21 protein-coding genes are annotated in these 18700 nt (G+C 68.5%); 9 read left to right on the top strand and 12 right to left on the bottom strand.

Annotated elements, in window-relative coordinates; genetic code table 11:
- Positions 1-13: 13 nt before the first annotated feature.
- Positions 14-1090: an NAD(P)H-dependent amine dehydrogenase family protein gene (locus K0O62_RS15400; RefSeq protein WP_073858643.1), complete on the bottom strand. Its 1077-nt coding sequence runs from the start codon at positions 1088-1090 to the stop codon at positions 14-16.
- Positions 1091-1191: 101 nt separating this feature from the next.
- On the opposite strand from K0O62_RS15400, the gene K0O62_RS15395 reads away from it, so the two are divergent.
- The 3 genes from K0O62_RS15395 to K0O62_RS15385 all read left to right on the top strand — a co-directional run bounded on the left by K0O62_RS15395 (position 1192) and on the right by K0O62_RS15385 (position 3566).
- Positions 1192-1935, top strand: a complete 744-nt coding sequence (locus K0O62_RS15395; RefSeq protein WP_073858642.1) for a glucose 1-dehydrogenase — start codon at positions 1192-1194, stop codon at positions 1933-1935.
- Positions 1936-2029: 94 nt separating this feature from the next.
- Positions 2030-2254 carry a hypothetical protein gene (locus K0O62_RS15390; protein ID WP_073858641.1) on the top strand — a complete coding sequence of 75 codons (225 nt, stop codon included), beginning with the start codon at positions 2030-2032 and terminating at the stop codon, positions 2252-2254.
- Between the two features lie 25 nt (positions 2255-2279).
- Entirely contained in the window at positions 2280-3566 is a 1287-nt protein-coding gene (locus K0O62_RS15385) for a competence/damage-inducible protein A (RefSeq protein ID WP_073858640.1), read from the top strand.
- On the opposite strand, the gene K0O62_RS15380 is transcribed toward K0O62_RS15385, so the two are convergent.
- Genes K0O62_RS15380 through K0O62_RS15370 form a run of 3 tightly spaced genes read right to left on the bottom strand, consistent with a single transcriptional unit; the run spans position 3563 to position 6338 of the window.
- Positions 3563-4501, bottom strand: coding sequence for an LLM class flavin-dependent oxidoreductase (locus K0O62_RS15380; protein ID WP_073858639.1), 939 nt, complete (start codon positions 4499-4501; stop codon positions 3563-3565). The genes K0O62_RS15385 and K0O62_RS15380 overlap by 4 nt on opposite strands.
- Positions 4502-4522: 21 nt before the next feature.
- The gene (locus K0O62_RS15375; protein WP_073858638.1) at positions 4523-5383 is read right to left on the bottom strand and encodes an LLM class F420-dependent oxidoreductase; all 861 of its coding nucleotides are present in this window, start codon (positions 5381-5383) and stop codon (positions 4523-4525) included.
- A 34-nt stretch (positions 5384-5417) separates the two neighbouring features.
- Positions 5418-6338, bottom strand: a complete 921-nt coding sequence (locus K0O62_RS15370; protein ID WP_073858637.1) for an alpha/beta fold hydrolase — start codon at positions 6336-6338, stop codon at positions 5418-5420.
- 123 nt (positions 6339-6461) lie between these two features.
- On the opposite strand from K0O62_RS15370, the gene K0O62_RS15365 reads away from it, so the two are divergent.
- Positions 6462-6629, top strand: coding sequence for a hypothetical protein (locus K0O62_RS15365; protein WP_165637035.1), 168 nt, complete (start codon positions 6462-6464; stop codon positions 6627-6629).
- A 38-nt stretch (positions 6630-6667) separates the two neighbouring features.
- Here the strand turns inward: K0O62_RS15365 and K0O62_RS15360 are convergent, their stop codons facing one another.
- Positions 6668-6934, bottom strand: a complete 267-nt coding sequence (locus tag K0O62_RS15360; RefSeq protein WP_073858636.1) for a WhiB family transcriptional regulator — start codon at positions 6932-6934, stop codon at positions 6668-6670.
- A gap of 110 nt (positions 6935-7044) precedes the next feature.
- On the opposite strand from K0O62_RS15360, the gene K0O62_RS15355 reads away from it, so the two are divergent.
- Positions 7045-7683, top strand: a complete 639-nt coding sequence (locus tag K0O62_RS15355) for a TetR/AcrR family transcriptional regulator (RefSeq protein ID WP_372512850.1) — start codon at positions 7045-7047, stop codon at positions 7681-7683.
- A gap of 1 nt (position 7684) precedes the next feature.
- On the opposite strand, the gene K0O62_RS15350 is transcribed toward K0O62_RS15355, so the two are convergent.
- On the bottom strand, positions 7685-8542 hold the full coding sequence (locus K0O62_RS15350) for an AraC family transcriptional regulator (RefSeq protein WP_073858634.1): 858 nt from the start codon (positions 8540-8542) through the stop codon (positions 7685-7687).
- A gap of 24 nt (positions 8543-8566) precedes the next feature.
- On the opposite strand from K0O62_RS15350, the gene K0O62_RS15345 reads away from it, so the two are divergent.
- The gene (locus K0O62_RS15345) at positions 8567-9829 is read left to right on the top strand and encodes an amidohydrolase family protein (RefSeq protein ID WP_073858633.1); all 1263 of its coding nucleotides are present in this window, start codon (positions 8567-8569) and stop codon (positions 9827-9829) included.
- A gap of 58 nt (positions 9830-9887) precedes the next feature.
- Positions 9888-10544 (top strand): GNAT family N-acetyltransferase, encoded by a 657-nt coding sequence (locus tag K0O62_RS15340; RefSeq protein WP_073858632.1) that lies wholly within the window; start codon positions 9888-9890, stop codon positions 10542-10544.
- Between the two features lie 7 nt (positions 10545-10551).
- On the opposite strand, the gene K0O62_RS15335 is transcribed toward K0O62_RS15340, so the two are convergent.
- From K0O62_RS15335 to yaaA, 4 genes are all read right to left on the bottom strand, one after another.
- Positions 10552-11682, bottom strand: a complete 1131-nt coding sequence (locus K0O62_RS15335; protein WP_207764090.1) for a hypothetical protein — start codon at positions 11680-11682, stop codon at positions 10552-10554.
- Positions 11683-11952: 270 nt separating this feature from the next.
- Positions 11953-13323: a WS/DGAT/MGAT family O-acyltransferase gene (locus K0O62_RS15330; RefSeq protein WP_073859781.1), complete on the bottom strand. Its 1371-nt coding sequence runs from the start codon at positions 13321-13323 to the stop codon at positions 11953-11955.
- 43 nt (positions 13324-13366) lie between these two features.
- A complete protein-coding gene (locus K0O62_RS15325; RefSeq protein WP_073859782.1) occupies positions 13367-14509 on the bottom strand; it encodes an esterase family protein in 1143 nt (380 codons plus the stop codon).
- 93 nt (positions 14510-14602) lie between these two features.
- Complete coding sequence (gene yaaA, locus K0O62_RS15320) at positions 14603-15349, bottom strand: peroxide stress protein YaaA (protein WP_073859783.1); 747 nt, start codon at positions 15347-15349, stop codon at positions 14603-14605.
- 470 nt (positions 15350-15819) lie between these two features.
- On the opposite strand from yaaA, the gene K0O62_RS15315 reads away from it, so the two are divergent.
- Complete coding sequence (locus K0O62_RS15315; RefSeq protein ID WP_079244679.1) at positions 15820-16098, top strand: hypothetical protein; 279 nt, start codon at positions 15820-15822, stop codon at positions 16096-16098.
- Positions 16099-16103: 5 nt separating this feature from the next.
- Here the strand turns inward: K0O62_RS15315 and K0O62_RS15310 are convergent, their stop codons facing one another.
- Positions 16104-16781 carry a FadR/GntR family transcriptional regulator gene (locus K0O62_RS15310; protein WP_073859784.1) on the bottom strand — a complete coding sequence of 226 codons (678 nt, stop codon included), beginning with the start codon at positions 16779-16781 and terminating at the stop codon, positions 16104-16106.
- Between the two features lie 47 nt (positions 16782-16828).
- Between K0O62_RS15310 and K0O62_RS15305 the strand changes: the two genes are divergently transcribed.
- Complete coding sequence (locus K0O62_RS15305; protein ID WP_372512851.1) at positions 16829-18067, top strand: MFS transporter; 1239 nt, start codon at positions 16829-16831, stop codon at positions 18065-18067.
- Positions 18068-18070: 3 nt separating this feature from the next.
- Here K0O62_RS15305 and K0O62_RS15300 read toward each other — a convergent pair whose 3' ends face one another.
- Positions 18071-18646 (bottom strand): glycoside hydrolase, encoded by a 576-nt coding sequence (locus K0O62_RS15300; RefSeq protein WP_073859786.1) that lies wholly within the window; start codon positions 18644-18646, stop codon positions 18071-18073.
- Between the last annotated feature and the right edge of the window lie 54 nt (positions 18647-18700).

Below are 18700 nucleotides of genomic sequence, written 5' to 3'. Positions count from 1 at the left end.
GGGCAATGGCGCCCTACTGCGCGGCGTACAGCCCCTTGCCGGTGACCAGGGGCAGGTCGAGGGTGGTGCGGATACCTGGCGGCGCCGCGATCACCTCGGGGATGCTGTTGACGATCCGGCCCGCCGCGGCCAGGATCGCCGCGTAATTGTGGTCGCCGCGCGTGCTGGTCGGGCAGATGTCGACCACGTAGGACGGTTCACCGGTGATCTCGATGCGGTAGGAGCCCCCCGGTTGGGCCGGCTGGGCCCAGTCCGGGCGCAGGTCCGGACGCACCCGGGTGACGTGCTCGACGACGATGACGGGCACGCCGTCGACCATCCCGTTGATCTCGAAGCGCATCGCGGCGACCGTGCCCTCGGCGATGACGCCGGTGGCCACGGGGATGTCCTCGGGCGCCGGTTCGAGTTCGTAGTGTTCGGTGATCTCGTCGACCTGGACACCGAGGCCGGCAGCCAGCATCCGGATGGCGGTGCCCCAGGCCGCGCTCAAGACGCCGGGGAGGAAGAGCATGCCGGGTTGGTCCAGGGGATTGCCGAAGCCCATCACGATCGACATCACCTCGGTGCCGTCGTACGTGGCGTAGTCGGCGATCTCCATGGTCTTGATCTGGTCGATGCGCTGACACGTGCTCGCGATCGCGAAGGGCACCAGGTCGGTGGCGAAGCCCGGGTCCACCCCGGTGATGTAGACGCTCGAATTGCCCTGCGCGGCAGCCTCCTCCACGCGGGCGATGGCCTTGGCCGGCATGGCGCCCCACGGGAACTGTAGGCCACCGGGCGCCGAGCCGACCACGTTGATACCGGCGGCCAGCGCCGCCGTCACATCGCGGGTGGCCTCGATGGGGCGGGTGTCGCCCATGGCGCAGTAGACCAGGCAGTCCGGCTTCGTGGCGAGCACCTGGTCCATGCCCGGTGTCGCGGTCACGCCGGTGAGCACATCGAGTCCGGCCAGCGTGCCCGCGTCGACACCGACCTTGTCCTCGGTCGAGGTGCCCACCGCGACAAGCTCGAACCGCGGGTCCTCGATCAGCTGGATCAACGCCAGTTGACCGCAGTTTCCGGTGCCGACGAGTGCCACGCGAATGGGCATACGGGTCTCCTGGAGAGTGTGTGGTCCTCGCAGTATGCGGGGGCCGTGCGGAAATTGGAACATGTTCTAAGTTTCAGCTCGCTACGGTAGCCTTCCCGGCCATGGGACGCGTGGACGGAAAAGTTGCACTCATCAGTGGCGGCGCTCAAGGGATGGGCGCCGCGCACGCCCGGGCACTGGTCGCCGAGGGCGGCAAGGTGGTCATCGGCGACATCCTCGACGAGAAGGGCCGGGCGGTCGCCGAGGAACTCGGTGATGCGGCTCGATACGTCCCGCTCGACGTCACCCAGGCCGATCAGTGGGAGGCTGCCGTCGCGACCGCACTGGAGGCGTTCGGGACGCTCAACGTCCTGGTCAACAACGCCGGCATCGTGGCGCTGGGCAAGATCGGTCAGTTCGACATGGCCAAGTGGCAGAAGGTGATCGACGTCAACCTGACCGGCACCTTCCTGGGTATGCAGGCCGTCGTCGAACCGATGAAGGCCGCCGGCGGTGGCTCCATCATCAACGTGTCGTCCATCGAGGGCATGCGCGGGGCGACGATGGTGCACCCCTACGTCGCCTCCAAGTGGGCGGTGCGCGGCCTGGCGAAGTCGGCGGCGATCGAACTCGGGGTGCACAACATCCGGATCAACTCGCTGCACCCCGGCTTCATCCGCACCCCGATGACCAAGTACTTCCCCGACGACATGGTCACCGCCCCGCTGGGCCGCCCCGGCACCTCCGAAGAGGTGTCCACCTTCGTGGTGTTCCTGGCCAGCGATGAATCATCCTTCGCCACCGGCGGCGAGTTCGTGGTGGACGGCGGGCTCATCACCGACGTACCGCACAAGGGCACCTTCTGAGCGTCCCCCGTGGGTCGGTCCCCGGCGGGCAGTCGGGGCAGGGGACAATGGGCGGCAGTCTCTGAACCGGGGCGCCCAGCACAGGAGGATCACGATGGCCGACGCAACAGAACGGCAGACCCTTGCCGCCACCGGCGAGGAGCGCGGCTGGAATCGGCGGGTCGCGGACCGGGTGGACATCTACATGCGTGGTGCCGCCCGTATCCGGGTGATCTGGTCGGGTGACGACGCGCTCAGCGGTAGTTCACGGCATCAGGACGACATCATGGAGCAGTACTCCCGCGATCTGGCGACGGTGAAGGGCTGGCTGTCGCGCTGACGTCCGCGCTGCATAGGCTCAGCGCATGAGTGTGCGCGCCGGCATCGTCGTCACCGGGACCGAGGTACTGACCGGGCGGGTCCAGGACCTCAACGGGCCGTGGATCGCCGACCGGCTGCTGGAGCTGGGGGTGGAGCTTGCCTACGTCACCCAATGCGGGGACCGGGCCGCCGACATCGAGGCCGAGCTGCAGTTCCTGGCCGCACAAGGGGTCGACCTCATCATCACCAGCGGCGGGCTGGGGCCGACGGCCGACGATCTGACGGTCGCCACAGTGGCCCACTTCGCCGGCCGTGATCTGGTGCTCGACACCGCTCTGGAGGCGCGGATCGCGGAGATCCTGCGCACCCTGATGGCGGCCCGGGGCGGCGAGGTCGACTTCGAGGCGGTGATGGCCGCGAACCGCAAGCAGGCCATGGTGCCCGCCGGCGCGCAAATTCTCGACCCGGTGGGCACCGCACCCGGTGTGGTCGTCGAGCCCGGCCCCGGTAGGCCCGCGATCGTCGTGCTGCCCGGCCCGCCGCGTGAACTGCAACCCATGTGGCCGCGGGCGGTCGAGACCGCCGCTGTGCAGCAGGCGATCGCCGGGCGCACGGTCTACCGGCAGGACACCGTGCGGATGTTCGGGCTGGCGGAGTCCGGCCTGGCAGAAACGTTGCGCGAGGCCGAATCTCGCATCGAGGGTTTCGCCGAGCTGGAGATCACCACCTGTCTGCGCCGCGGCGAGTTGGAGATCGTCACACGCTATGAGTCGACCGCCTCGGATGCCTACACCGCCCTGATCGATCTGCTGCGGGACCGCTACCCGGCTGAATTGTTCTCCGAGGACGGGGCGCTGATCGATGATCAGGTCGCCGCGCTGCTCGCCGGGCGGACGTTCGCCACCGCTGAATCGTGCACGGCCGGCCTGCTCGCGGCCCGGATCGCCGACCGGGCGGGTTCGTCGGCCTATCTGGCCGGCGGTGTGGTGTCCTACTCGAACCAGGCCAAGGTCGACTTGCTCGGTGTCGACCCCGCGTTGATCGCCGATCACGGCGCGGTATCCGAGCCGGTGGCCCGCGCCATGGCCGAGGGTGCGCTGGCCCGGTTCGGCGCCGACACCGCGGTGGGGATCACCGGGATCGCAGGTCCCGGCGGTGGATCGGCCGAAAAACCGGTCGGCACGGTGTGTTTCGGGGTGGCGCTGGCCGGCAGGCCCACCCTGGTCCGCACCGTGCGGCTGCCCGGAGACCGCACCGATGTGCGGGAACGGTCCACGACGGTCGCCATGCACCTGCTGCGCGGCGAACTGCTCGCGCAGCGGTCCGGTTAGCTCGCGAACTCCGCGATGACCCCGGCGGCCAGGCCTTCGAGGGTCTGGTCGGAGGCGCGGTCATGGGTGAACAGCACCACCTGGCCGAAGCCCATGTCCTGCCACTGTCGCAGGCGCTCGGCGATCATCGGGGCGGTGCCGATCAACCCGCCTTCGGCAAGCCCGAAACCCGGTCCGCCGAAACGCTTCTCTGCGAATGCGCGGACGTCGGGCAGTGACCGCTCATCGGGGGCGAGCGCCATCACCGCCTCGACCGACATCACGATGGACGCGGGGTCGCGCCCGATATCGGCGCAGATGGATTGCAGCACCGACAGTTTGTGCGCCAATTCGCCCAGCGCGTAGGTGGGCACATTCCAGACGTCGGCGTAGCGGGCCACCAAGGGCAGGGTGTACTTCTCGCCGACGCCACCGACGACGATGGGCGGCCGCGGCTGCTGAACGGCCCCGGGCCGGATCGGCATGTCCTGCACCGTGTAGTGCTCGCCGCTGAAGTCGACGGTGCCGGTCCCGAACGCCTGGGTCAGGATCTCCAGCGACTCGCCGAGCCGGGCGGACCGGGTCGCGAACGTCCCCCAGTCCAGTCCGGCACGGCGGTGCTCATCCTCGATGGACCCGCTGCCGATACCCAACTGCAGCCGCCCCGCGGAGATCTGGTCCAGCGTGGTCGCCATCTTCGCCACCAGCAGCGGATGCCGAAACTGGTTGCACAGCACCATATGCCCGACACGTAGCCGTTCGGTGCGGCTCAGCAGCGCGGTGGCCAGCGTCCAGGCCTCCAGCGAGTCGATCTCGGGCATCCCCGGGCCGTAGAGATGGTCGTATAGCCACAGCGATCCGATGCCGAGTTCCTCGCAGCGCAGTGCGCGGTGCAGCACGTCCTGATAGGAGAAACCCATCTGTGGGACGTAGACACCGATGTCCAGGTCAGCCATGGCCGTGCTCCACCGGCCGTATCAGTTCAGCACGGGAGCCAGCCGGCGCCACTGCTCGAGCGGAAGCGCCGACAGGTCGGAGTCGAGGATCTGCACGCACACATGATCGGCGCCGGCAGCCTTGTGTTCGTCGACCCGCGCCAGGATCGCATCCTCGTCACCCCACACCACGATCGCGTCGACCAGGCGGTCGCTGACCGAATGCACGTCATCCTCGGAGAAGCCGGAACGCAGCAGGTTGTTCGCGTAGTTGGGCAGTGCCAGGTAGCTCTGCAGCCACTTGCGCGCGATGGGGCGTGCCGTCTCCGGGTCCTCGGTGAGGACGGCGGTCTGCTCGGGCAACACCAGCGGCCCGTCGCCGAGGACCTCGCGTGCGGTGGCGGTGTGCTCGGGTGTGACGAGGTACGGGTGGACGCCGCGTGAACGATCGGCGGCCAGCCGCAGCATCTTCGGTCCCAACGCGGCCAGCACTCTGTCCTCGGGAGCCACCGGCTGTTCGGCGTTGTCGAGGCCGTCCAGGAACGCCGCCGTGGCAGCCAGTGGCTTGCGGTACGTGCCAGGGGACTTGGAGTCGATCAGCGGCGCATGGCTGACGCCGATGCCGAGCAGAAAGCGCCGGCCATGTGCCGCCGACAACCGGGCATGAGCAGCCGCGACATCGGCAGGATCGTGCATCCAGAGATTGAGGATGCCGGTGGCGATCGTGACGGACTTGGTTGCGCTCAGCAGGTTCTCCACCGAATCGAGAACCGGCCCACCGACATCGGGGATCCAGAGGGCCGTGTAGCCGAGTTCCTCCAGTTCGGCCGCGGCCTCGGCGGCTTGCTGCGCGTCGCCGTACCGAAGGTGTGAACTCCAGATTCCGGTGCCCGAAAGTTCCACGTGCCGAACTCCTTTCAGAGAGTTTCAGAGAATGTCAGTGAGATCCGTGGCCGTCACGATCCCAGATGTCGAGCATGCTACGGAGGATCTCCTCGGCGAAGCCGAGGCCCCCGAGGTGACTTTCACCGGGCAGCACCGTCATCTCGGCGTCCGGCAGCAGGGACACCACGTGAACGCCGTGTTCGAACGGGACGATGTGGTCCTTGTCCCCGTGCCACCATCGCACCGGTACCTTCACCTCGTCGAGGCGGAATCCCCAGTCGCGGACGAAGTCGACGATGTCGTAGAACGGCGCCGACAGCTGTTTGCGTCCGCCGTTGAGCAGGTCGTCGAGGAACATCGCCTTGAATTCGGGGCGCGCCAGCAGTCGGCGATCGCCCTCGGGGGAGATCCTGGCGTAGATCTCCAGGACCGGCGAGCCGACCGGTGCGATGAACTTGATCAGCGTGGCGGCGGCCAGCCGGATGGGCATGCCGGCGACCTCGAGCACCGGGGCAACGGTGGAGCCGAGGTTCATCAGTCCGCTGCTGATGCCGTCGGGGCCGACGTAGGGGGCTACGCCGCCGAGCACGCCGGCGGCAACCACCCGCTCGGGCATGGCCGCGGCCGCGGCCAGGGTGTAGGGACCGCCGCCGGACAGTCCGATGACGGCGAACTTATCGATGCCCAGGGTGTCGGCGATGGTGCGGAGGTCGTCGGCGAAGGCGAGCACGTTCGGATACTGGTGGGGGGTCGACGATCCGATTCCCGGCCGGTCCACCCCGATCAGCCGGATCTTCTCCAGTTCGGCATACGCCCTGGCCTCTGCGGGGATCTGCCTGCGGGCCCCGGGTGTGCCGTGCAACCAGAAGATCGCCCGCCCCTGCGGATCGCCGAACTCCGCGAAACCGAGCCGCCGGTCCACGCCGACGGCGACATTGCCCTCAAGCTTGGGGCGCGCGATGGGAGGAACCATGCGCTGAGTGTGTCATGGATTACAGGCCTGCAATATCGCGGCCTCACCATGCGCGGGACGCCGACATGCAAGGCTCGTTCGGACGCCGGTTCCGTTGCCACCCATGCGATCGAGGAGGACTTCATGGACGATGCGATCGACCGCGGCGCGATGGCCCGCCATGGCGGACCGAACGCGGTCACGGCGGTCGCCGGCTGCGACACCTTCGAGTCCACCGGGGCCCAGATCAGCGTCACCACGTCCTACGCAATACAGGTCGACCCGGATTGTTCGGGCACGCAACCGCGCTGAGGAGATGGGGTAGTGGTGCGGATCGGAAAGTCAGGTCGTCATCGTCGGGTGCCTGCATTGCGCTCGGCCAGGGAACGCAGCTGTTTGAGGGCGAACTGCCTGCTGCGCCCGGACGGCGGCACCACGATGCCGGCCCACAGTCCCTCCGCGCCCGGGGTCACGCAGGCTTCCTTGGCGCATTGCCAGCGGCGCGGGCAGGCGCGGCACAGGGCCTTGGCACCCTCATCGGCCGTCGTTGTCCACCGGTCGGGATTCTGCGTGCACGGCGCCGTCCACACTCCGTCTTCGATCGATATCGGATACACGTCCCCCCACCGTCCCTTCCCTAGTCGGTTGGACCATACGGATGTATCGTACTTACGGTACGCCCGTATCGTCGAGTCGCGACGGAGTGAGATTGACTACGGTGGCAATTGTGAGTCCTGAGGCCGCTGCGGCGGATGGTGTGGAACCGAGCAGCATCGACAAGATCCGTACCGCGGCGCTACGGAGCTTCGCGGCATGCGGCACGTCCGCCACGACGCTGCGCGGGGTCGCCGCCGCGGCCGGCGTCTCGCTGGGGTTGGTCCAGCATCACTTCGCCACCAAGGCCGGCCTGATCGAGGCCGTCGACCGGTACGTGCTGGATGTGGTCATCACCCCGATGGCCCAGCCGGTCTCCGATCTCGCGCCCGACTCGGTCTCCGAGGTCGGGCACCGGGTCCAGCGGATAATCTCCGATCATCCCGATATCGCCGCGTATCTGGGCCGGGCGCTGGTGGACGGCAGCCAACTGGGGGCGACGATCTTCGACACCCTGTACGAGGTGGGCACCCTGCGGTGGCAGACCCGCCTCGAGCGTGGTGAGACCAGGCCCGACATCGACCTCCAGTGGGCGGTGATCAATTCCATGATCCTGGCCCTGGGCACGATCAGCATGCGCGGGCACATCGAACGGCACATGTCCGGGGCGTTCACCTCCTCGGAGCAACTGCACCGCTGGCAGGAGTCGGTCAACGGTCTGCTGCGGGACGGGCTGTTCCGTCGAGGTGACAGCCCCGAGGCGGCTGGGTGAATCAATTCTTCTCGCCGGCAACCCTTTTCCGGTAGGCCGACGGTGTCTCGCCGCAGAACTGGGTGAAGCTGCGGGTGAACGAGCTGAGGCTGTCGAAGCCGACCGCTGACGACGTCGCCTGCACCGACTGCCCGGGCGCGGCGAGCAGGGCCATCGCGCGCAGCATCCGGGCGTGCAGGAGATAGGTCCGCCACGACAGCCCGAGGGTGTCGGCGAACAGTCTGCGCAGGGTGCGCTCGGACACCGCGACCGCCCGGCTCACCTCCTCGGCCGTCACAGACGCGAGATTCTCCTTGGTGTAGGCCAGCGCCGCGGCGACGATGGGGTCCTCGGAGGTGGGCAGGCTCAGCGGGGCCTCGTGATCGAGCGCCTCGGTGACCAGGTGTGCCAGGGTGCGGAAGAACCCGTCGGACACCGCCTCGTCCTCGTCGACGCCGCGCCGCTCGATGGGCCAGCGCAGCGCATAGATCATCATCTCGCGGATCAGCGGTGAGACCGCGATGATCCGGGCCCGGTCGCCGCCGTCGGGAATCAGCTGCGGCTCGAACATCACCGCGATGGTCTTGACGTCGGGGTTCATCACCGCCTGGTGTTCGAGCCCGGCCGGGATCCAGGCCGCCTGTTGCGGCGGCAGCAGATAGTGGCCGGCATCGGTCTCCACCTCGACGACGCCGTGCAGGGCGTACTCGATCTGATGCACCTCATGGGAGTGCCAGCCGGTGATCAGCCCATCGCCCTCGTAGAGGTAACTGCCCGCAGGTGCCCGGCCCCCGCGGCGCAACTCGATCACGGGCCGGCCGGGGCTGCCCAGCTTGGCCGAAAACGTCAAACCTCTGTCCGATCGCGCAGAGACGGTCACGGATTCCGAGGGTACTAGTTAGGTATGCAGACCGACGACCTGATTCTGGTGAGTATCGACGACCACGTCGTGGAACCGCCGGACATGTTCCTGAACCACGTACCGGCCAAGTACAAGGCCGATGCCCCCATCGTCGTGACCGACGAGAAGGGCGTCGACCAGTGGATGTATCAGGGCCGGCCGCAGGGCGTCAGCGGCCTCAACGCGGTGGTGTCCTGGCCGGCCGAGGAATGGGGCCGCGATCCCGCCGGATTCGCCGAGATGCGCCCCGGTGTCTACGACGTGCACGAGCGGGTCCGGGACATGAGCCGCAACGGAATCCTCGCCTCGATGTGCTTCCCGACGTTCACCGGCTTCTCCGCCCGCCACCTCAACATGACCCGGGAAGACGTCACCCTGGTCATGGTGTCGGCCTACAACGACTGGCACATCGACGAATGGGCCGGCAGCTACCCGGACCGCTTCATCCCGATCGCGATCCTTCCGACCTGGAACCCGGAGGCCATGTGCAAGGAGATCCGCCGGGTCGCCGCCAAGGGCTGCCGTGCGGTCACCATGCCCGAACTGCCGCATCTGGAGGGCATTCCGAGCTACCACGACGAGGAATACTGGGGCCCGGTGTTCCGCACCCTGTCCGAGGAGCAGGTGGTGATGTGCCTGCACATCGGCACCGGTTTCGGCGCAATCAGCATGGCGCCCAACGCACCGATCGACAACCTGATCATCCTGGCCACCCAGGTGTCGGCGATGTGCGCCCAGGACCTGTTGTGGGGACCGGCGATGCGCAACTACCCGGACCTGAAGTTCGCATTCTCCGAGGGCGGCATCGGCTGGATCCCGTTCTACCTGGATCGCTCCGACCGGCACTACACCAACCAGAAGTGGCTGCGCCGTGACTTCGGTGACAAACTGCCCTCCGACGTCTTCCGCGAGCACTCGCTGGCCTGCTACGTCACCGACAAGACGTCGCTGAAATTGCGGCACGAGATCGGCATCGACATCATCGCCTGGGAGTGCGACTACCCGCACTCGGACTGCTTCTGGCCGGACGCCCCGGAGAAGGTGCACGCCGAACTGCTCGGGGCCGGGGCCTCGGACTCCGACATCAACAAGATCACCTGGGAGAACTCCTGCCGGTTCTTCGGCTGGGACCCGTTCAAGCTGACACCCCGCGAACAGGCAACGGTAGGCGCCTTACGTGCCACCGCGACCGACGTCGACACCTCGATCCGGCCGCGGGCCGAGTGGGCCCGGATCTACGATGAGAAGCGGTTCGCTCAGGTCTGACGCATGTGCGCAGCGGGGTTCCGGCGCACCGGACGGCGGCACGATCTAGGCTTGGTCCATGACCGATCTGGACCGTGCCGCCGCCCGCCGCGATATCGCCGACGCGTTGGTCAAGGCGCTTGACCGCCGGCACGAGGTGCTCGATGTCATCGTCGACGCCGCCGACCGGAACTCGGCGGTCGCCGCCATCGCCGACCTGCTCGGCACCTCCCACGCCGGCAGTGAAGCGGTGATCGGGCTGTCTTTCGACCGGCTGACCCGGGACTCCCGTGCGCTCATCGCCGCCGAGTTGGAGGACCTCAACTCCCAGCTCACGTTCACCCTCAACGAGCGGCCCGCCGCGTCCGCTGAAACGGTGGTGCTGCGGGCCTTTTCGGGCGAGCAGGACCGCGATATCTTCGCCGCCCGGATAGACGAGTTGCACACGGCCGGCGACGGTTCGGGCGTCCCGGCGGGCAGCCTCGACGACGAGATCTCCTCCGCGTTGGGACGTTTGGACGCCGAGGAGGCGGCCTGGTTCGTCGCCCTCGAGGGTGAGGAGAAGGTCGGCCTGGTTCTGGGTGAGCTCGTCGACCATGAGGTCGAGGTGCGCATCTGGATCCGTCCGGACCTGCGTAAGCGCGGTTACGGTACCGCGGCACTGCGCAAATCACGCTCCGAGATGGCGATCTACTTCCCGGCGGTGCCGGTGGTGGTGCGCGCGCCCAGCGTCTGACGCGGGGTTACCAGTCGACCCGGCCCGCTTCGCGTTCCACGCTGCCCGGTGTTCGTACATCGCCTTCGCCGTCGGTCTGCGCCGACCACGCCGTGCCTTCGCATACGAAGTCGCGGGGGATCGTGAGCTCGGTCGGCAGCGTCGGGAGTCCGGGTACCGACGGTAACGCCAGCGGGGGCGGCGGCGTGGCCGCGAGCACCGACGGCACATTCGCGATGGCCGGCAGCACACTGCCCGCGGCATCGCTGACGAGTGCCGCCGCGGTGGGTGCCGGGGGCACTGCCACCGCAACGGGCGCGGCGGCGTCGATGGGCGCCACCGCGGCGACCGGTACGGCGGCCTCGACCGGTATGGCCGCCTCGACCAGCGGCGCAGCGGGTGGAATATCCACCGGCGGTGCAGGTTCCGGCAGTGGCGGTGGTGTGGCCGCCTCGATCGGCGGCGCGGGAGCCGGCGCTGCTTCGGCCGGCGGTGGAGGCGGTGCGGCCTCGACGGGTGGTGGCGGCGCTGCTTCGGCCGGAGGCGCAGGAATCGGCGCTGCCTCGATCGGCGGCAGCGGCGGTGCCGCCTCGGCCGGCGGCGGGGGAGCAGCTTCGATCGGCGGGGCAGCCTCGGCCGGGACCGCCGCCGCGTGCACCAGAGGTGCCGCGGGTGTGACGGCCGGCACCGCCGCGGGCGGCACCACGACGGGGACCGGTGGCGCCACCACGGGGACCGGTGGCGTCGCCACCGGAACCACCGGTGCCGCGATCGGCGCGGCGACGGGCAGGGGTGCCGGGGCGGCGACAGCGGTATCGAGTACCGAAACGGCCTCTGCGACCGGCGCGGACGCGGCGATGGGAACGGCGCTGTCCGCCGGTGTCGCGAGCGGCGCGGCGACGGGCAGGGGTGCCGGGGGCGCGGCGACGTCCGCCGGTGGCGCAGGCACGGCGGCGGCTTCGATCAGCGGCGCTGCCGCTTCGACCGGCGCGGGCGGGGGTTCGACCGGTGCTGGGGCGGGTGTGAGGGCCTCGGTCAGCGCGGCGGCGCCGCCCTCCAGGGACTGGGGAATGATCTCCGGTGCGGCGGCCAGATCATGAACCAACTCCAGGCACGGCACCCCGGGACTGGGCTCAGCAAACGCCTGCGCTGGCAGCACGAGGACACCGCAGTACAGTCCCGCCGTGGCAAAGGATGTCAGCGCAAGGCGATTTACGGTGTGTGACATGGATTTTGCGGTTCCCCTCGGCTGACTACGAGGCGAACCTATCGCGGTTCCGAATTTGCGCAAACTGCAGATTTTGGCCGACACCGATCCGATACGAAGCGGTGCCCGTCCCGTGACTGCGACGGCCGACCATGCGGGTAATCAACCACAACACGACCCAAAAGCGTGCCGCCCGAGTTCCTTTCTTCCCGGTCCGCGGACTCAGAGTCCGGCGGCCCGTTCCAGGGCGGCCAGCGAATTCTCCAGGTGCGTCAGCAACCGTTGCAGATGCGGCACGCTCCGGCGGCAGCCGACGAGGCCGAAGTCCAGATTGTCGGCGTTGTTGGTGAGGGTGATGTTCAGGGCCTGTCCGTCGAGGGCGATCGACAACGGATAGCTTCCGTTCAACCGGGCTCCGTTCCAGTACATCGGCTCACGCGCGCCGGGGACGTTGGAGATGACGATGTTGAAGGGCGGCGGCGCCGAGGAGACGAACCCGGGTACCAGACTGAGCCCGAGGCCGGCCATCAGGAAGCCGGACAGGGCGAGCGCCTGGGTGCGCGGCAACTGGCTGAAGATGCGCTTGTTGTCCCGTGTGGACGCGCTGATGGTTTCCAGCCGCTTCAGTGGGTCGACCTCGTCGGTGGCCAGGTTGCACAGGATGGTGCCGACCATGTTGCCGCCGGCGTCCTGCTCGTGCTCACCCCGCAGGCTCACCGGAACCATTGCCACCAACGGGGTTTCGGGTAGCGCGTGCTGCTCTTCGAGGTAGGAGCGCAACGCACCGGAACACATGGCCAACACCACGTCGTTGATGGTGGAGTCGGGGACCGCGGACTTGAGGGATCTGATCCGTTCCAGCTTCCAGGACTGCGCCGCGCACCGTCGCGCACCGCCGATGGGGACGTTGAACATGGTCTTGGGTGCCTGGAACGGCAGGGTCAACTGGTGTTCGAGCAGCGCCGCGCGGGCCAGCGAGACGGTCGTCGGCGCGAGGCCGGCCACCGCCCCGGCGGCGTCGCCGACGGCACGCAACAACGACGATGCCTGACCCGAGGGGGCGGTGGTGCGCTTCTTGGTCTGCAGCGCCCAGGGCACCCGGACTTCCCGGTCCTCGGGATCGGTGGTCAGGGTGCGGATCATCAGCCGTTGCGCGGATACGCCGTCGATGAGCGAGTGGTGGATCTTGGTGTACACCGCGAAGCGGCCGTCGTCGAGGCCCTCCACGAAGTAGGCCTCCCATAGCGGGCGGTGCCGGTCGAGCAGCGTGCCGTGCAGCCGTGACGTCAGCTCGAACAGCTGCCGAACGCGTCCGGGGCGCGGCAGGGCGGACCGCCGCAGGTGGTAGTCGACGTCCACCTCGTTGTCGAAAGCCCAAGTGGCATTGCTGATTCCACCGAACAGTCGCGCCGGGTGCTTGCGAAACGTGGGCTGGAAGTCGTCGTGCTCGGAGATGGCCGCGTACAGGTCGGCGAGGAAGTCGGGCCCGGAATCGGCGGGCGGCTCGAACAGTTGCAGTCCGCCGACATGCATCGGGTGCTCCCGTGACTCGCCGACGAGGAACAGCGCATCGGTCGGCGAGATCAACTTCATACGGTCACGCTACCGACACCGGCCGTGGCGGGTCGGGGATTGCTCAGGCGGGTCGGGTGGCCACCGGTACCCGTACCGCCGGCGCCGGAACCACCGGTACCCGTACCGCCGGCGCCGGAACCACCGGTACCTGTGCCGCCGGTGCCGGCACCGCGGGCAGGGCCGCGGCCGGGGCGGGCACCACCGGCGCCGGAAGCACCGGTGGCGGGGCGGGCGGGGTCACGCCCAGGACACGCAACAGATCGGGCTTCATCGCCTGCAACTGAGAACCCCAGTAAGCCCAGCTGTGCGTGCCGTCCTTGGGGAAGTTGAACACCCCGTTGCGACCACCGGCGGCCAGATACCGCTGCTGGAACGTCTTGTTGGTGTTCAGCGTGATGTTCTCCAGGAACTGGGAGCTGAACATTCCGCCGAAGTCGCCGGCGGTGTCGAGTTCGGACGGGGTGCCGTCACCGCAGTAGATCCAGATCGCGGTCCGGTTCGCGGCCAGCATCCCGACATTGACCATGGGGTCGTTGCGGCGCCAGGCGGGGTCGTTGGTCTGACCCCACATGCTGGTGGCGTTGTAACCGCCGCCATCGCGCATCGCCAGGCCGATCAGCGTCGGCCACAGGCCCAGCGACGGGTTGACGAACCCGGACAGCGATGCGGCGAAGATGAACTGGGTCGGGTGCCAGATTGCCAGCGTCAGTGCCGATCCGCCCGACATCGACAGACCGACAACGGCATTGCCCACCGGACTGACACCGCGGTTGGCGGCCAGCCAGGCCGGCAGTTCCTGGGTGAGGAACGTCTCCCACTTGTAGGTGAGGGTTCCACCGGAGCCGACCGCGGGCTGGTACCAGTCGGTGTAGAAGCTCGACTGGCCGCCGACCGGCATCACCATCGACACCCCGGAGTCGTGGTACCACTCGAACGCGGCGGTGTTGATGTCCCAGCCGTTGAAGTCGTCCTGGGCGCGCAACCCGTCGAGCAGATACACCGCGTGTGGCCCGCCGCCCTGGAACGTGACCCGGATGTTGCGCCCCATCGACGCCGACGGGATGTCCAGCTGCTCGATCGGTAGTCCGGGCCGGGAGAACGCTGCCGCCGGCGGTGCGCTGACCAGCGAGCCCAGCACCAGCGTCGTGAGGACCGCGGACGCGCCTCGGCGCAGCCAGCGCCGCATCGTTGTCGAAGGCGTCATGCAGGCGAAGCTAACAGCCGCACACGAATGATCCTTGCCCCGACGCGGGCCGTGATCGCGTTGTTATGAAACGGTTTAACTCCAGCGACCCGCTCAGGCGGGCACCACGACCACGAGGTCGTCACCCTCGCGTTCCACCTGCATGCCGGCCCGCCGCGCCACCGTAGCAACCTTGGCCGCGTCGTCGGGCTCGGCCTTGCTGGTGGCCAGGGCCCGGGCCAGTTTTCCCTTGTGCGCCTTGTTGAAATGACTGACCACGGTGCGGTGTCCGTCGGGGTGTTCGGCCAGGACGTTGACCCGGACCGCGCCGGAGACCCGCCCGAGCCCGGCATACGACCCGGAGCGCAGATCGACGATCAACTCCTGGGCCGCGATCTCGGCGAGCACCGGTTCGAGAACCGGTCGCCACCGGGCCGCCAGCGTCGGGCGGTCGGGCAGCTTGGACCCGGCGGACAATCGGTACGGGGGCACCGCATCGTCGGCGCGCAACAGACCGAACAGCGCCGAGCCGACGGCCAGCCGGGCCCTGGCCCGGGCCGCGGCGGCGCCGCGCAGCGAGTCGATGTCGAGAGCGTCGTAGAGCACTCCGGTGTAGCGATCGATCGCGGGCAGCGTCGGGGTGCTCGTCAGGGTGGCATTGCGCTCGATCTCCGCGTCCTGCTTGACGGTCAAGCCGAGTGCCCGCCGGGAGGCGGCCACGTCGGCCGACAGCGCACCGAGCTCGGCAACCAGCTCGGCCCGCAGCTCGTTGAGCGCGGGGAAGCTGAGTTGATCCAGACGCAGTGGCGGGCCGTCGCCGCCGGATCGTTTGGTTTCCGACGGGGGCAGCAGCACGATCACGCTGAGAGGTTAGCGGAGCAGGGCCGGTGACCGGGCCCCGGCTTCGGCGGCGACCATTTCATTCCCGGGCGCGTGAATCGTCGTCGGATCGGCCACCTCGTTCATCCGCCGTGTTTCGAACATCGGATCGAATGATGCGCTCGGCTCGGCGATGCGGGACGACGATGTGCCCCGATCCCGCCGTCATCGAGCATGGTCAGCCGGTGTCTGCGGGTGCGGAGACCGACGAATTGTGTCTCGTCCGAAATGCGAAATGATCGCAATGGAGTGCATTTGGATTGAGTAGTGGCGTCGCGACAGAAGAAGTCTGCGATCATGGATATCGGACGATGCGCGGTTGCACGGCCCGGTGTATTAGCTGACGAGGTTTGTCGGTCGGCTAGATGACATGTATTCCGCGCATTGATGTCCATGATGGGATCGGACGACGACCGCCAGCCGTGGTCGCCGAAGATGACAGGGGAGCGCTGGTGACAGCTCAGGAAACCGTCGACGCCGAGGCCGGCGGCCACGACCACGACCAGGATCACGCGGACGACAGCGAGTTCGCCGTCGACGTGCGGGTGCGCGTGCACGCCGGCACCGATGAAGAGGTCGTGGGCGTGATCGTCGACGACTTCGGCGACAGCGCAGGCTATTCGGTGGACATCGGCGACAACCATATTGCGGATCCGGCTCGCCGCTGGGCGGTGCTGCTGGATTCGGGATCGCTGACCTTCGTCAACAGTGACGTGCTGACGCCGGAATAACCGGCTCAGTCGTGGTCGGGTAGCCGGCTCAGCAGTTCGTCGAGGAAGCCGCCGGCTTCGCGGCCCGCTCGCTCGATGTCCTGTGCGGCAATCGCCTCGATGAGCCCACGGTGTCTGGCGAGTCCGGCGACCGGTGGGTCCTCGGTGGTGGTGATGACACTGGCCGACACGACTTCGGTGAGCCCGCGGTAGAGCTCGGTCAGCACGAGGTTCTGCGAACTTCTCACCACGGCGAAATGCAGGTCGGCGTCGGCCCGGGCGAAATCGGCGGCCGGACCGTCGTTCTGCAGCGCTTCGCTGCGTTCCAGCAGCTGCCAGAGCTCGGTCAGATCGGCGTCGGTCCGGGCGGAGGCGGCCAGCCGTGCGCCTTCGACTTCCAGGCAACGGCGGACCTGAAGCACGTCGCGGAATTCGTTGCCGCAGAGCCGATGTAGAGCGCCGGAGACCTCGCTGGTGGCTCGCACATAGGTCCCGTCGCCTTGCCGCACTTCCAGAATCCCGCTGTGCGCCAGCGCGCGGACGGCCTCGCGCACGGTATTGCGGCCGACCCCCAACGTCTCTGCCAGGGTGGGTTCGGTGGGGATCTTGGTGTCCACCGGCCATTCGCCGGTGCTCACCGATGTGCGCAGCTGATCGATGACCTGCTCGACCAGCCCGGTGCGGCGGGTGACGGCCAGCGGCATGGAAAACCCTTTCATCCAATCATCGGATGTATGGCACGCTAGTGCAGGTGAGTCGAACCCGCCAGCAGGAGCCCGTTTTCGGGACTGCCCCATCTGACGGATCGGTGCAGTTGCGCCCGGCCGAGAGAGCGGCCGGCGGGGTACTCCTGATCGTCGCGGTCGTGCTGACCGCACTCAATCTGCGGCCCGCCATCACCAGCGTCGGCCCACTGCTCGGCGAGATGCGGGACGGACTGGGCACCTCGGCGCTGTGGGCCGGCGTGCTGACCACCCTGCCGGGTTTGTGCTTCGCCGCCGCCGGCCTGGGCGCACCGCGGCTGGCCAGACGTTTCGGACTCGGCCCGGCGATCGCGGGCGGCCTGCTCACACTCACGGTGGGCCTGCTGCTCCGGGTGACCGACGGGCCAGCTGTGGTGATCGGCGGCACGCTGGTCGCCACCGCCGGCATCGCCCTGGTCAATGTGCTCATCCCGGTGGTCATCAAAGCGTCGTTCCCGACCCGGATCGGGCTGATGACCGGGATCTACACCGCCGCGCTCCAGGGCGGCGGCGCCGCCGGTTCGGCCCTCACCCCGGCACTCGACGGAATATTCGACAGCTGGCGGTTCGCGCTGGGCGCCTGGGCGGTGCTCGCCCTGGTGGCGCTGGCCGTCTGGCTGGTCGTCATGTGGTCGCGACGCGAGTCCATGTCGGTGACGCGGACCGCCTCCGCGCCCGGGCGGTCACTGCTGCGCAGCAGATTGGCCTGGATCATCACCGGCTTCTTCGGCTGCCAGTCGATGATGGCCTACGTGGTGATGGGCTGGCTGCCCCAGGTCTTCATCGACAACGGGCTGAGCCAGGGCGACGCCGGACTGCTGCTCGGGCTCAACGCCCTGATCGCGGTGCCGATCAGCATCGTGGTGGCACCGATGGCCGCCCGACGGGCCGGCCAGAGCGGCTGGATCGTCGGGCTGGGCCTGATCGGGATCACCGGGGTCCTCGGCCTCACCGTCGCGCCGGCCGCCGCGCCCGTGCTCTGGACGGTCCTGCTGGGCCTGGGCATGAGTGTCTTCTCGCTGGCGCTCGCGGTGATCGCGCTGCGTGCCCGGACCGCCGAGGACACCGCCCGGCTGTCCGGGATGGTTCAGGGCCTCGGCTACCTGCTGGCGGGCGTCGGACCGTTCCTGTTCGGTCTGCTGCACGAGATCAGCGGGGGCTGGACGGTGCCCTGGTTGATGCTGATGGTGGTCTACATCACCCAGATCGTGCTGGGAGCGTTGGCCGGTCGGCCCCGCTACGTGTAACCGCTACAACGGGAAGGTCGGCGGCAGCCCTTCCGGGGCGGGCGGCGGCGCCATCGGGTCGGCCGGAGGCGGCGGGGGAGCCATCGGATCGACCGGCGGCGGCAGAGGAACATTGAGCGGTGCGGGGGCCATGGCGTCGGCGGGCAGTGGCGGCGGCAGCTCGGACGGCGGCGGCGGGAGGAAGCCCTCGGGCGCCGGTGCCGGGGCGGGGTCCGCCGGGAGGTGCATGTGCTTGGTGAACTGGGGTTGGAAGGCGCCTCCGCCACCGATCTTGACGCCGCCGCCCTCGCCGGACGAGACGGGCGTGCCGTCGGGCAGCGTGACAGCGGTGTGGCCGCTGTTCCAGCCGATGTTCAGGGCACCGGGCTGGGTGCCGTACCGGAAGCCCCGGGCCAGCAGGGCGCTTTCCTGATTTCCGGTGTGAAACCGGTCACCGAAGACCGGACGATTCGTGGCGGCGTTACTGACCCATGATGCCAGGCCCGAGCAGTCGGTCCCTGCGGGGCTATCCCCACCGGAGATGTACGGCGTTCCCGACACCTGGCTCACGAGCGCCAGAAGTGAAGCTACAGCAAACATGCCGACGAACGGTAACAGAGCGATTAGGGCCCGAGCAAAATTCTGTGACTGCCT

Source organism: Mycolicibacterium diernhoferi (assembly GCF_019456655.1).
GTDB lineage: Bacteria > Actinomycetota > Actinomycetes > Mycobacteriales > Mycobacteriaceae > Mycobacterium > Mycobacterium diernhoferi.
This window is presented reverse-complemented; position numbering and strand designations above follow the sequence as displayed.